This window comes from Sodalis sp. RH20, from assembly GCF_047324205.1.
In the GTDB taxonomy this organism is placed as follows: Bacteria; Pseudomonadota; Gammaproteobacteria; order Enterobacterales; family Enterobacteriaceae; genus Acerihabitans.
The window spans coordinates 3,105,795-3,119,881 of the sequence record NZ_CP178733.1 but is presented as its reverse complement, the minus strand read 5'-3'; the positions used below and the strand labels follow the sequence as shown (position 1 = coordinate 3,119,881).

Sequence of the window (14,087 nt, the reverse complement as noted above, 5' to 3'; positions counted from 1 at the left end):
TATGTTTTTAACACGCGTAAGGGGTGCCTGGTTCGTTATGCTTTGCGCCCTGTTCTCCGGTCCGGCGCTGGCCTACGATTGTTCCATCGCCGCCACGCCGCTGAGTTTCGGCGCGCTGGCGGGGGTCGACGGCGCCACGCGGCAGACCACCGCCACCCTGACCGTGGTCTGCCGTACCGGCGCGGCGGCGGCCAACGTCAGTTACCGGATTTTGCTTGACGGGCCGGCGGGGGAGGGGCAACGGCAAATGTCGGCCGGCGGTCATAACGCCGGTTATCAGCTCTATACCTCCGATAATTACCAGCAGGTGTGGGGAAACGGCGGCGGCGGGGCCATTACCGACGGCTACAGCCTGGCGGCCAACGCCACGGTAACCCGTACCTACACCGTTTACGCCAGGATGAGGGCCGGCCGCGACGATCGGCCGGGAAGCTATATCGCCACTACCCTTGTGCAACTGCTATATTAAACGCCAGGGGCGGCACGGTGTCGCCCGCGCCGGGCCGAGGTTGTCCGGCGGGAAAAAGGATATCCGCGTTCATGGCTTTCGCACAACGACAGCTTGGTTATGCCCTGGTGCTGGGCTCGCTGGCCGCGCTCGGCCCCTTATGTACCGATTTTTACCTGCCCGCCCTGCCGCAACTGGCAGGCTCGCTTGCCACTAATACCGCCTCCGCGCAGCTGAGCCTCACCGCCGGCCTGCTGGGCCTGGGGGCCGGGCAGCTTATTTTCGGCCCGCTCAGCGATAAGCTGGGGCGCATGAGACCGCTGCTGTTTTCCCTGCTAATACTGCTGCTGGCCTCCATCGCCTGCGCGCTGGCGCAAAATATCGGCCAGCTGCTGGCCGCCCGGCTGGTACAGGGGCTGGCCGGCGCGGGCGGCGCGGTACTGTCGCGCGCGGTGGCGCGGGATTTGTACAGCGGCATTGCGCTGACCCGGTTTTTTGCCCTGCTGATGCTGGTTAACGGGCTGGCGCCCATCGGCGCTCCGGTTCTGGGCGGCGCGCTGCTGGCCTGGCTGGACTGGCGCGGATTGTTTATCGTGCTGGCGGTGATGGCGTCGGCGCTGCTGGCGCTCAGCGCCTGGCGGCTGGAAGAAACCCTGCCCGCAGCCAGGCGCAGCCAGGCGCCGCTGCTCAGCGTTTTCGGCGGCCTGGGTCGCCTGCTGCGGCAGCGGCAGTTTATGGGGCTGTGCCTGACGCAGGGGTTCAGCATGGCGGGCATGTTCGCCTATATCGGCGCCTCGCCCTTTGTCTTGCAGCAGCTCTATGGCCTGAGCCCGCAGGACTTCAGCTTTTGTTTTGCCGTCAACGGCCTGGGCCTGATTGCCGCCTCGCAGATCGCCGCGCGCACCAGCGCCAGGATCGGCGAATACCGGGTGCTGACCTGGGGGCTGGGCGTGGCGGGGACGGCCTCCACCGCTTTACTCTTGTGCGGCCTGTTCGGTTTGCCGCTGTCCTTTATCCTGGCGGCCCTGTTTTTTTCGGTTATGATCAACGGCCTGATCGGAACGCTGGCCTCCTCACTGGCGATGCAAACCCAGGGCCAGAATGCCGGCAGCGCCTCCGCCATGATTGGCGTGGCGATGTTCGCCCTCGGGGCGGTAAGCGTCCCCATTACCGGCATCGGCGGCACGTCGGCGGTGACCATGGGGATAACCATCTGGGGCTGCCATATCATTGCCGGCGCGCTTTTCCTGCTACTGGTCAATAGAAAAGCCCCGCGTCCGCGGCCCGAATAAACATATTGCCTGTAAAAGGTAATTAACTCCGTTTACCGGAAAAAAGCCGGGCAATTGCCGCTATTCCCCGCCGATCGCCCGCTAAGCAAAATTGGCGGGCGATATCGCTGAATATTGCCTGTTTGTTATTCATTAATAGGTCATTAATTGATTAATTATGGTGAAATAATATCTTCTGCGATGTTGCGCAATGCTGAAAGTTGTCAATCAAGGCGCCGCCTTTTTTGGTGACAAAAAAATACAGGCGTTAAGCGATTTTCGTTTGGGGAGAATCGGATATACTATGTCGTCATCAACTGCGGTCCCGCAGTATCTTTCAGGTAATGGCTAATGTTATCTTTTTTTCGTGTCGCTTGTTTTGGCGTGTCTCTTTTAACGCTTACAAATGTGATGATTAACGATGCACAGGCCGCCGTCGACGCACAGGCGGCGCCCCTGGTTTCGCCGCTGGTAATTGCCTCCGGCAGCGCGATTGTTTTTGATATGACGGATAATCACCTGCTTTATTCTTCCAATGCGGATAAAGTGGTGCCTATTGCCTCGCTGTCGAAGCTGATGACCGCCATTGTGGTATTGGACGCGCAGCAGCCCATGGATGAAATAATTTCCGTGGATATCCATGAAACGCCGGAATTAAGGGGGGTGTTTTCAAGGGTGCGCGTAGGCAGCGAAATTAGCCGGCGCAATATGCTGCTGCTGGCGCTGATGTCTTCGGAAAATCGGGCCGCCGCCAGCCTGGCGCATCATTATCCCGGCGGTTATTCGGCGTTTATCGCCGCGATGAATGCCAAGGCGCGCTCATTGGGCATGATGAATACCCATTATGTCGAGCCTACCGGTTTGTCATTCAATAACGTGTCGACGGCGCGCGATTTGTCAAAATTGCTTATCGCCAGCCAGCAATACCCGATGCTTACCGAACTCAGCACGACGCACGAGACCATGGCGACGTTCAGCAATCCGTCCTATACCCTGCCGTTTCGCAATACCAATCATCTCGTTTATCGTCCGGACTGGACCATACAGTTAACCAAAACCGGCTTTACCAATCCGGCGGGGCATTGCCTGGTGATGCGCACCGTGATCAATCATCGCCCGGTGGGACTGGTGGTATTGGACGCCTTCGGTAAATATACCCATTTTGCCGATGCCAGCCGTATCCGCAATTGGCTGGAAACCGGCCAGGCCACGGCGCTGCCGTCGCAGGTCTATCCGAAAGCTCCGGCGCTGCGCTCCACCCGCTCGGCCTATAAACCCGCGGCCCATCGCGCCCTGGCCAATAATAAACAGCCAGGCGATAAAGCGCTGAAACGCCATGCGACGGGGCAAACGGCGAAAAAGGCCGGCAACGCCAACGCTCTCCAGACGGCTGCCGCCCACAAGGCCAGGCGCGGACAAACGGCCGCCGCCGGTAAAGCCAAACCCGGCCAGACGGCGTATAAAAAAACCAAAGCCGCCAAGCCCGGCCAGACGGCATTTAAGAAGTCCAAAACCCATCCGTCCGGACAAACGGCGAAAAATGGCGCCGGCGATCGGGACAAACAGGTCGATTAAGGTGCCAACCGCGGCCGGCGCTACTCCGCCCGGCCGCGCAGATCCGCAATAATCTCTCCCTGGTTCGCCGACTCTTCCTCATGCGAGGCCTCGCGCCACTTCTCGGCCAGCGCATCCTGATACCATTGCTCCAGCGCGGGCAGCGCCAGCATGGTGCGGCACCATGCCTGCGCGGCGGCCGACAGCGGCAGGTCGTAGGTCTGCACCCGGAATACCACCGGGGCAAAAAACGCATCCGCGGCGCTAAATTCGCGGCCCGCCAAATACGGCCCGCCGAAACGGGAAAGCCCCTGTTGCCACAACGCGTCCAGGCGCGCCAGATCGGCGCGCAGGGTGTCGGGAATCGCCCGCAAACGCACCCGCACGCCGCAGTTCATCGGGCACAGGCTGCGCAGCGTGCCGAACCCGGCATGCATTTCCGCCGCCGCGCAGCGCGCCCAGGCCCGGGCCTGGCGTTCTTCCGGCCAGATGCCCGCATGGGTATCCGCCAGGTATTCGGCGATGGCCAGCGAGTCCCACACCGCCGTGGCGCCGTCATACAGCACCGGCACCCGTCCGGAGGGCGAAAAATGCGCGAAAAGAGGGTGATTGTCGCCCGACTGGAAAGGATGCAGCGCCTCGTCAAACGGAATATCCAGCGTCTTCATCAAGAGCCAGGGACGCAGCGACCAGGACGAATAATTTTTATTGGCAATATGCAATTGATACACGATGTCACGCTCCGTTGCTGTCGTGGGGTTGGTAAGCCGCTGCCCAATACGCGCATCCCGCCGGCCTGCCGTGCCGCTACCTGGCGGCGGCCCGGCAGGGGGTCAGGGTAATGCGAAAACGCGGCGTTGGCTGACCGGGCAGCAGGCCGGTGTCGACCGTGCCCTCCGCGCGCGCGCCCATGCGCTGGTAAAAGCCGGCGGCAAGGGGATGGCAATCAATGAGCAACCGTTCGGCGCCGGCCCGGTGGGCGGCGTTGATGGACCAGCCGAACAGCATTTTGCCGATGCCGGTATTGGCGTTGTCCGGCGCCACGAACAACCGTTCGAGCAGGGCGATTTCATCCTGGAGCAGCAGCTGGGCGGCGCCAAGCAAGGCATTGCCGGCCTCGGCGACGCAAATCAGCGAGTTTTCCATATCCGCCGGGCGAAAAGTCAGCTTATCGCGGCAGGATTGCCGCAACGCGTCGTCATAGCCCAATAAGGCTGTTGACTGCACGCAGAGCTCGGTGAGTCGGCTCAACTCATCGATACGGGCCGCTCTGAGCCGGAACATCAACGGTTTTCCGTCCGACAGCGGTAAATCCGCAGGATAAGGTCGGTAGCGCGCCGGGCATCTATGCCCGCGGCCAACGGCGTATCGCCCCGCGTAACCGCCCGCTCGAAATCCTCGAGCACCGCTTCGTGGCGGGAGGTGTCGGACACCGCCGGGTTGCTGGCGCCGTCATCGGGCGCCGGTTCCGCCTGCTCCGCCGGATTGTCGAGGCCGGCGATGTGCCAGGCGCTGATCCGGTCGTTCAGCAGGGTAAAGGTGCCTTTTTCACAGCTGACCTCCAGGCGCGGAGGGTATCCCGGCGGGGCGCAGGTGGAGGCGACGATGGTGCCGATCATGCCGTCGGCATGGCGCAACACCACGGCGCCGTGATCTTCGGCCTCCATCTGGTGCGCGAAGGTGTCCAGCTCTCCCTGCACCCGTTCCGGCATGCCGAAAAACCAGATGTAGTTATCGATATTATGGCTGGCCTGCTGGATAAAGACCCCGCCGCCGTCAACGGCGTAGGTGCCGCGGTAGGCCGCGCTGTCGTAATACGCCTGATCGCGCCAGAAGCGGCAGCTCAGGTCGGCGGAATAGATTCGGCCGAACGCCTGCTGCTCAAGCAGGCGTTTAATGGCCCGGTTGTCCGGATTGGTGCGGCGCTGGTAGCTCACGGCCAACACCACCTGGTGCCGCGCGGCAACCCTTATCATATCGTCCATGGCGGCCTGGGTGATATCCAGCGGTTTTTCCACCAGCACATGCTTGCCCAGCTGCGCGGCCTCGATGGCGCTTTGATGATGCAGCGCGTTGGGCGTGGTGACGATAACGGCGTCAAACGGCCGATCGACTTGCGCCAGCGCCGGCCAGCAAGGTAATGCGCCAACGGTAGCGCCCGCCGCTTTGCTGCGGGATATATACCCCACAGCTTCGCTTGCCGGCAATGCGTCCAGCGCCTTGAGATAGGTGCGGCTGATGTTACCTGTACCCACGATGACATATTTCATAACAGAGTCGATGCCTTGTTGAAAAATGAAGAACCGATCGTCCCTGAATATCACGATTGCCGCTGAAGCGCGGCCGGCCTTGCCATCGGGCATCGGACGGCGCCGCATAACGGATTGTCAACGCCTGTATAGACCGATCATGACTTGTAACACTGCCAAGCAGTATTGCAAAGGTCATCGCGCTTGCCAAGCCCCCCGTGAAGGCGGCGCACGCCCGGGGGCGGAAAGCGTCGCCGTCAGGGCTGCTTTTGCTCCGCGCCGGGCTCGCGCCAAAGCTTTAGCCTGGAGGTCTTGCCGATGCCGGGATTAAAGGTATTGGTGGGATCGATCTGCCGGTAGAACGCCGCCAGCTGCGGCTTGGCCTGGTAAAGATGGCCAACGTTGTGTTCGGCCGGATATTCGGCGCCGCGTTGATTAAGCAACGCCAGCATCCGTGCTTTCAACGCATGGCTGTCGACCCCCTTACGCACAATATAATCCTGATGAAAGACGTGGCACATGAAATGACCGTAATAAAGCTTGGCCACCAGTTGCCGGTCAATGTCCGGCGGCAGGGTTTCGAACCACTGGGTTTCATTGCGCGGCAGGGCAATATCCAGGGCCAGGATATCCTCCACCTCATCGCTGTGTACCGCATGATAGCGCACCGCGGCCCCGGCGGCGGCGAAACGGTGCAGGAAAGCCTTGCCGCCCTCGTCGTCGGTGCAGATAAAATAATCCCCCGGCTCCACGGCAAAAAAGTTTTTCAGGTAGGCCTCGGCCTCGTTAATGCCGTCGCCGGACATTTTCAGCAGCAGATGATGCTCATAACGCTCTCGGAACGCCGTCATGCGCGGCGGCAAATGCTGCGGCCACAGACGGCTTGCCAACTGCAGGAAACGATCGCTGAGCTGCGGCGGCAGCCAGGCCTGGGCGTTCAGCGTGGCGTCGATACGGCCTTTTAGCTGGAACAGCCACGGCATCCGGTCGGTGCCGAGCCGGTTAATCATGATAAAGGTGTCTTTGCCGTAGGTGGCGCTGATATCGTAACAATCGCGATGCATATACTCGCCCGCCACCGGCAGGTTGGCGAAGCCGGACAGGACGTCGCGGCGCAGCCGGGCCAGGACCTGCGGGTCGTTGGTGCCGATGTAGAAGACCTGCTGGCGTTCCTCGGCGGGAAACGTATCCAGGCGCACGGCGAACACCGCCACCTTACCGGCGCTGCCCGACGCCTCGAACAGCCGGCGCTGGTCGGCGTTAAATCGCGACGGGGTGGCGGCATCCACCTGGCGCACCCGTTCGGCGTAATCATGATCGGAGCAGGCATGCCCGGCCGGTTGAACGTCCGCCGCCGAATATTGCCGGTTCTCCAGCCGGGTGAGGATCTGCTCCGGCGTGGTGCCTAAATCGATGCCTAAATGGTTGACCAGCCGCAATTGGCCGTCTTCATCTCGCTGCGCGAACAGCGCCATTTCGGTATAGGCCGGGCCGCGCTTGACCAGCGATCCGCCGGAATTATTGCAAATGCCGCCGATGACCGACGCGCCGAGACAGGAGGAGCCGATAACCGAATGCGGTTCCCGCTTCAGGGGCTTCAACGCCTTTTCCAGCGTATAAAGCGTACTGCCCGCCAGGGCCACTGCCTGCCGGCCCTCGTCGATCAGCTGTACGCCATCCAGGCGCCGGGTGCTGACCACCACCACCTCGCGATCGTAATCGGAGCCGTTGGGCGTGGAGCCTTCGGTCAGGCCGGTATTGGCCGCCTGCATGATAATCACTTTGTCGGCGGCCACGCAGGCTTCCAGCACCCGCCACAGCGAGAGCAGCGAGTCGGGCAGCACCACCGCCAGGGCCGGGCCGCTGCCGGAGCGGAATCCCTTGCAATAACGCTGGGTCTGGCGGCTATCGGTCAGGACATGACGCTTACCGACGATGGCGGTAAGCCGTTCTAAAAACGCATGCGATAGATAAGGCGAAGTGTGCGGCATAACGATATCCTTTTCTCTGCGAAGCAAACTGATTTTATACCCACGGACGGGATACGGACTCATGTAAACTGGCGCATATGGATAATGAATATACGCCCGGAGCGGCGTCAATGTGAACATAATGAGAAAGGCGCTTTGCCGGCAGCCGGTCCGGCCGCCGCGGCGTCGCCGGACGCATCCCGGGCGCGCGGCCGATTAACGATATTCTTATCCAGAAACAAACGCTTTCAATAATTTAACCTTACCCACTCGCGTTCGTGATGGTCTACACTGAGCACTGCGATGCCTTATGGCATATTAACCAGAATATCCGTAGCGGGCGCCGGGCCCGGTACGCTTTCGCGAGTATGAGAACAACGATATGAAATGGCTGTGTTCACTGAGCCTGCTTGCAGCATTATCGCTTCACCCCGCCCTGGCGGACGATACCCAGCTTCCTTCTCCCGATTTGCCCCGCGACGCTTATGTTAACGCGCTGCTGCAAAAAATGACCCTGCAGGAAAAAATCGGCCAGCTGCGACTTATCAGCGTCGGGCCGGAAAATCCGAAGGAAGCCATCCGGGAGATGATCAAAAACGGCCAGGTGGGCGCTATTTTTAATACGGTGACCCGCCAGGATATCCGCCAGATGCAGGATCAGGCCATGCAATTGCCCCGGCTGAAAATCCCGCTTTTCTTCGCCTATGATATCGTCCACGGCCAGCGCACTATTTTCCCCATCAGCCTGGGGCTCGCCTCCAGCTGGAACCTTGATGCGGTAGCCACCAGCGGACGCATCGCCGCCTATGAGGGCAGCGAAGACGGACTTAACATGACCTGGGCGCCCATGGTGGACGTCACGCGCGATCCGCGCTGGGGCCGGGTCTCCGAAGGGTTGGGCGAAGATACGTTCCTGACCGCGGAAATCGGCCGCACCCTGGTGCAGTCCATCCAGGGTAAGAATCCGGGCGATCGCCACGCGCTGATGACGTCGGTAAAACATTTTGCCCTGTATGGCGCGGTGGAGGGGGGACGTGATTACAATACGGTCGATATGAGCCCGCAACGCATGTTCCAGGATTATATGCCGCCTTATAAAGCGGCCCTTGACGCGGGCAGCGGCGGGGTGATGGTGGCGCTGAATACCGTAAACGGCGTTCCGGCCACCGCCGATGCCTGGCTGTTAAAGGATATTCTGCGCAAGCAATGGCATTTTACCGGCATCACCATCAGCGATCACGGCGCCATCAAGGAATTGATCAAACACGGCGTGGCCAGTTCGCCCATCGAGGCGGTAAAAATTGCGCTTAACGCCGGCATCAACATGAGCATGAGCGACGAATATTTTATCCGCTATCTGCCGCAGCTGGTGAAAAGCGGCGGGGTCAGCGAGCAGGAAATTGACGAAGCGGTACGCCACGTGCTCAATGTCAAATACGATATGGGCCTGTTCCGCGACGCTTACAGCCATTTGGGCCCCGTGGGCAGCGATCCGCAGGACACCAACGCCGAAAGCCGCCTGCACCGCGACGCGGCTCGCCAGGTGGCGCGCCAGTGCCTGGTATTGCTGAAAAACCGCCTGCATACCCTGCCGCTGAAAAAACAGGGCGTTATCGCCGTGGTGGGGCCGTTGGCGGACAGCCAGCGGGATATCATGGGCAGTTGGTCCGCCGCCGGGCGGCCCGAGCAATCCGTCACCCTGTTGCGCGGAATACGCAACGCCGTGGGGGACAAGGCCACCGTGGTGTATGCCCGGGGCGCCAATATTACCGATCATAAGGATATGCTCGCTTACCTGAATTCCTACGATCAGGCGGTGAAGAACGACCCGCGCGCGCCGCAGGCGATGATCGACGAAGCGGTCAAGGCTGCCCGCAAAGCGGATGTTGTCATCGCGGCGGTAGGGGAATCCCAGGGCATGGCCCACGAGGCGTCCAGCCGTACCAATATCACCATTCCAGACAGCCAGCGCGCGCTTATCGACGCGCTTAAGGCCACCGGCAAGCCGCTGGTGCTGGTGCTGATGAACGGCCGGCCGCTGGCGCTAGTGCGTGAGAACCAGCAGGCGGACGCCATGCTGGAAACCTGGTTCAGCGGCACCGAGGGCGGCAACGCCATCGCCGATGTGCTGTTTGGCGATTACAACCCGTCCGGTAAACTGCCGATGTCCTTCCCACGTTCGGTGGGGCAGATCCCAACCTATTATAATCACCTGCCCACCGGGCGGCCCTATCTGGCGGACAAACCGGATAAATACACCTCGCATTATTATGACGAGGCCAACGGCCCGCTTTATCCGTTCGGTTTCGGCCTGAGCTACACCACCTTCGACGTATCGGCGCCGGCGCTGTCAAGCACTACGCTTGGGCGCGACGGCAGTATCACCGTCAGCGTCACCCTGACCAATACCGGCCATCGCGACGGCGATACCGTGGCCCAGCTCTACGTACACGACATCGCGGCATCGTTAAGCCGTCCGGTGAAGGAATTAAAAGGCTTCCAGAAAGTGTTCCTCAAGGCCGGGGAAGCAAAAACGGTGACGTTCAGGCTGGATGCCGCCGCGCTGAAATTCTATGATCAGCAGATGCGGTTTGCCGCCGAGCCGGGCGAATTCGAGGTGATGGTGGGGCTGGATTCCGCCCGGGTCAAAACCGCGAGGTTTACCCTGCAGTAATCATCCTAACGTGAGTCTCAAGAGCCTGTCGCTGTGGACATGCTTTTTTGCAAAATATGCCGCTGCGTAACGTTTATTCCCAGCCGTTGCGCAGATTTTTACCATCATTGCCGTTAAAATAGACGTTTGCAGGGGCTTAATGAGACACTATCATGGCGTTTACCGAAGTCGTCCTCGTTAATGAGCGCGATCAGTGCGTGGGCAGGATGGAAAAACTCCAGGCGCATCGCGAGGGGCTGCTGCATCGGGCGATCACGGTATATCTCTTTAATCCACGCGGTGAGCTGCTGCTTCAGCAGCGCGCCGCCGGCAAATACCACTGCGGCGGTTTATGGAGCAATACCTGCTGCGGCCATCCCATGCCCCACGAGGATACCCAGACCGCGGCCCGGCGCCGCCTGCATGAGGAAATGGGCCTGCGCTGCGCCCTGACGCCGGTGTTTAAGCTGCAATACCGCCTGCCGCTGGCCAATGGGCTGATAGAACATGAATTCGATCATGTTTTTTTCGGCGTCAGCGCGCAGGCGCCGACGCTTAATCCCGAAGAAGCCATGGCCTGCCGCTACCAGCCATTGCCGGCGGTGCTGGCGGATATCAAGGCGCGTCCGGCGCGGTACACTCCCTGGTTCAAGCTGACACTGGCCGCCATACCAGGCCATATAACCGAATTTATGCGCTTAAAGCGCGCGGGTTAAGGTTATTCTGCCCGCGATCTCCCCGCGAGCCTTAATGTTGTCTCCATACTTTCGGTTCTATTCTTATGCTTTCTTTTTTAATGAATAAATTCTAATTTGAACTATTCTTTCAAGAACATAATATCCGTTCAACCGCTGCGGATAATTTACCAATACCTCTGAGGGGAATGAAAATCATGGTCAATTTTTTTCATCACGGACGAGCGCTGTGTCTTGCCGCAGCCATGCTGGGTATGACCGCCGGCGCTCAGGCGGCCGATTCGGCGGTACGGGTGGGATCGAAGATCGATACCGAAGGTTCGCTGCTCGGCAATATCATTGTCCAGGTTCTGGAGTCCCACGGCGTCAAGACCATCAATAAATCCCAACTGGGCACCACCCAGGTATTACGCGGGGCCATCACCGCCGGCGAAATAGATATCTACCCCGAATATACCGGCAACGGCGCGTTTTTCTTCAGCGATGAAAAAGATCCCGCCTGGAAAGACGCCAACGCGGGTTACCAGAAAGTCAAAAAACTCGATTATGACAAGAATCATATTGTCTGGCTGGAACCGGCGCCGGCGAATAATACCTGGACCATCGCCATCCGCGAGGACCTGGCCAAAAGTAAAAATATCAATTCACTGGCCGATTTGGGCGGTTATCTGAAAGCCGGCGGCAAATTCAAGCTGGCCGCCTCGGCGGAATTTATCGAACGCCCCGACGCCTTGCCCGCCTTTGAAAAAACCTATGGCTTTAAACTGCAGCAGGATCAGCTGCTGTCGCTGGCCGGCGGCGATACCGCCGTGACGCTGAAGGCCGCCGCCGAACAGACGTCCGGCGTCAACGCCGCCATGGCCTACGGTACCGACGGGCCGGTGGCCGCGCTCGGGTTGCATACCCTGGCCGATCCGCAGGGCGTACAGCCTATTTACGCGCCGGCGCCCATCATCCGCGAGGCGGTGCTCAAACAGCATCCTGATATCGCGGCCTGGCTGAAACCGGTATTCGCCTCGCTGGATACCCAGACGCTGCAAAAGCTCAATGCCGGCATCGCGGTGGAAGGACAGAATGCCAGCAAAGTGGCGGCGGATTATCTTAAACAAAAAGGGTTTGTCAAATCCTAACCCTCCCGGCGCCGGGGAGAGCCGCCCTGCGTGGTTAAAAACCGCGTCCTGCTGACCCTGTCGCTATTGGCGATTGCGGCGGGCGTTTGGCTGCCTTTTGTCAACTATGCGCCGAACCGCCTGATGTCAGGCCAGGGCATCGGGCTGGCCGCCCTGCTGGGCGGTGGGTGGTTACTGCTGCTGGCGCCGGTTGCCGCGCTGGTGGCGCTGTGTTTTGTCGCGCCCTCGCGCCGCGCGCAGCTGGCGGTTATGCTGCTGGCGGAGGTATTGCTGTGGTGCCTGGTGGCGCTGGCCGGCGACACGGCCACGCAACTGGCCGGGCGGGGCGGGCATCTGGCGCGCACCTCGTTCGGCAGCGGTTTCTGGCTGCTGCTCGCGCTGTGCCTGCTGATCGCCGCCGACGCCATCGGCCGCGCGACCGCCAGTCATACGCTGCGCGTCGTGGCCAATGCGCAAATCTGGCTGCCGCCGGTGGCGCTGATCTGGACCGGGCGGCTGGATCAACTGTCGTTATTTATCGAATATGCCAACCGGCGGGAGATTTTCCAGCAGGCGCTGGGCGAACATCTGACCCTGCTGTTCGGCACCCTGGTGCCGGCTATCGTTATCGGCATTCCGCTGGGGCTGCTTTGTCATCGCTCGGCGCGCTGGCGCCCGGCGCTGTTTTCCACCCTCAACATTATCCAGACGATACCGGCCATCGCCCTGTTCGGCCTGCTGATTGCGCCGCTCAGCGGCCTGGCCGCCGCCTGGCCGTGGCTGCGCGACGCGGGGGTAGGCGGTATCGGCCTGGCGCCGGCGCTGATTGCCCTGGTGCTGTACGCGCTACTGCCGCTGGTGCGCAGCGTGAACGCCGGGCTGACGCAGGTACCCGCCGAGGTGATTGAAACCGCGCTGGGCATGGGCATGACCCGCGGGCAGATATTCCGCCGTATTCAGGTGCCGCTGGCGCTGCCGGTGATCCTCTCGGGCATCCGCATTATCGCCGTGCAGACCGTCGGCATGGGCATGATCGCCGCCCTGATCGGCGCCGGCGGTTTCGGCGCGCTCATGTTCCAGGGCCTGCTCAGCAGCGCGCTGGAGCTGGTCTTGCTTGGGGTGATCCCGGCTATCGCGCTGGCGGTGCTGGTGGACACGTTGTTTAAACTGATCATCTCTTTTCTTGAGACGGTACACCAATGATTCAATTTCAACATGTCAGTAAAATTTTTCACGGCAAACCGGCGGTGGAAGACCTGAACCTGAACATTGCCGAAAGCGAGTTTACCGTGCTGATTGGTACTTCCGGCTCAGGTAAGTCCACCACGCTTAAAATGATTAACCGTTTAATTGAACATGACCAGGGCAAGATTTTGTTCGCCGGCGATGAGATCCACAGTTTTAAACCGCAGGAACTGCGCCGGCGCATGGGTTACGCCATCCAGTCCATCGGCCTGTTCCCGCATTGGACGGTGGAGCAGAATATCGCCACCGTGCCGCAGCTGCTGAAGTGGCCGAAGGCTAAAATACGCGATCGCGTCACCGAATTGTTGGAACTGCTGCATCTGGACGCGGCGCAGTTCCGCGGCCGTTATCCCCACCAGCTTTCAGGCGGGCAGCAGCAGCGGGTGGGCGTGGCGCGCGCCCTGGCCGCCGATCCGGAGGTGCTGCTGATGGATGAGCCTTTCGGCGCGCTCGATCCGGTTACCCGCGCCGCGCTGCAGGCGGAAATTGCCCGTATTCACCAATTGTCCGGCCGCACGGTGGTGCTGGTGACGCATGATATCGACGAGGCATTGGCGCTGGCGGACCGCATTGTCTTGCTTGACCAGGGGCAGGTGATCCAGCAGGGTACGCCGCGTCATTTACTCACCCAGCCGGCCAATGTCTTTGTCAGGGATTTTTTCGGCCGCAGCGATATCGGCATTAAATTACTGGCGCTGGGCGCGGCGGGGAGCCATGCGCGCAAAGGCGAGCGCTTGCCCGGCAAACCGATAGCGGCCGCCATGACTCTGCGCGAGGCCCTGTCGGAGTTTGTCTCCCGCCAGACCGAACTGCTGCCGGTGGTGGATGAGCAGGGCGCATCGCTGGGCGTGCTCCATTTCCGCGATTTGGTCAAACCCGGGAAGGAGGAATAG

11 protein-coding genes and 1 pseudogene are annotated in these 14,087 nt (G+C 60.7%); 8 read left to right on the top strand and 4 right to left on the bottom strand.

Annotation, left to right across the window (positions count from 1 at the left end; all coding sequences use genetic code 11):
• The first annotated feature begins 1 nt into the window (after window position 1).
• From ACL2XM_RS14370 to pbpG, 3 genes and pseudogenes are all read left to right on the top strand, one after another.
• On the top strand, window positions 2-469 hold the full coding sequence (locus tag ACL2XM_RS14370; protein ID WP_410015975.1) for a spore coat protein U domain-containing protein: 468 nt from the start codon (window positions 2-4) through the stop codon (window positions 467-469).
• Window positions 470-540: 71 nt separating this feature from the next.
• Entirely contained in the window at window positions 541-1,740 is a 1,200-nt protein-coding gene (locus tag ACL2XM_RS14365; protein ID WP_410015974.1) for a multidrug effflux MFS transporter, read from the top strand.
• Window positions 1,741-2,130: 390 nt separating this feature from the next.
• Window positions 2,131-2,943 (top strand): annotated as a pseudogene (gene pbpG, locus ACL2XM_RS14360) (D-alanyl-D-alanine endopeptidase); the annotation flags it as partial.
• 371 nt (window positions 2,944-3,314) lie between these two features.
• Here the strand turns inward: pbpG and ACL2XM_RS14355 are convergent.
• The 4 genes from ACL2XM_RS14355 to dld form a co-directional block, all read right to left on the bottom strand.
• Window positions 3,315-4,004, bottom strand: coding sequence for a glutathione S-transferase family protein (locus ACL2XM_RS14355; protein ID WP_413731143.1), 690 nt, complete (start codon window positions 4,002-4,004; stop codon window positions 3,315-3,317).
• 76 nt (window positions 4,005-4,080) lie between these two features.
• Window positions 4,081-4,557 carry a GNAT family N-acetyltransferase gene (locus ACL2XM_RS14350; protein ID WP_413722351.1) on the bottom strand — a complete coding sequence of 159 codons (477 nt, stop codon included), beginning with the start codon at window positions 4,555-4,557 and terminating at the stop codon, window positions 4,081-4,083.
• A complete protein-coding gene (locus ACL2XM_RS14345) occupies window positions 4,557-5,543 on the bottom strand; it encodes a Gfo/Idh/MocA family protein (RefSeq protein ID WP_413731142.1) in 987 nt (328 codons plus the stop codon). The genes ACL2XM_RS14350 and ACL2XM_RS14345 overlap by 1 nt, the downstream gene beginning before the upstream one ends.
• A gap of 236 nt (window positions 5,544-5,779) precedes the next feature.
• Complete coding sequence (dld, locus tag ACL2XM_RS14340) at window positions 5,780-7,513, bottom strand: D-lactate dehydrogenase (protein ID WP_413731141.1); 1,734 nt, start codon at window positions 7,511-7,513, stop codon at window positions 5,780-5,782.
• Between the two features lie 361 nt (window positions 7,514-7,874).
• On the opposite strand from dld, the gene bglX reads away from it, so the two are divergent.
• The 5 genes from bglX (at window position 7,875) to ACL2XM_RS14315 (ending at window position 14,087) form a co-directional block, all read left to right on the top strand.
• Window positions 7,875-10,166 carry a beta-glucosidase BglX gene (gene bglX / locus ACL2XM_RS14335; RefSeq protein WP_410015969.1) on the top strand — a complete coding sequence of 764 codons (2,292 nt, stop codon included), beginning with the start codon at window positions 7,875-7,877 and terminating at the stop codon, window positions 10,164-10,166.
• A gap of 152 nt (window positions 10,167-10,318) precedes the next feature.
• Window positions 10,319-10,861: an isopentenyl-diphosphate Delta-isomerase gene (idi, locus tag ACL2XM_RS14330; RefSeq protein WP_413727016.1), complete on the top strand. Its 543-nt coding sequence runs from the start codon at window positions 10,319-10,321 to the stop codon at window positions 10,859-10,861.
• A gap of 176 nt (window positions 10,862-11,037) precedes the next feature.
• On the top strand, window positions 11,038-11,970 hold the full coding sequence (locus tag ACL2XM_RS14325; RefSeq protein WP_410015967.1) for an ABC transporter substrate-binding protein: 933 nt from the start codon (window positions 11,038-11,040) through the stop codon (window positions 11,968-11,970).
• Between the two features lie 30 nt (window positions 11,971-12,000).
• Window positions 12,001-13,152, top strand: coding sequence for an ABC transporter permease (locus tag ACL2XM_RS14320; protein ID WP_410015966.1), 1,152 nt, complete (start codon window positions 12,001-12,003; stop codon window positions 13,150-13,152).
• Window positions 13,149-14,087 carry an ABC transporter ATP-binding protein gene (locus tag ACL2XM_RS14315; RefSeq protein ID WP_410015965.1) on the top strand — a complete coding sequence of 313 codons (939 nt, stop codon included), beginning with the start codon at window positions 13,149-13,151 and terminating at the stop codon, window positions 14,085-14,087. Before ACL2XM_RS14320 ends, ACL2XM_RS14315 begins: the two co-directional genes overlap by 4 nt.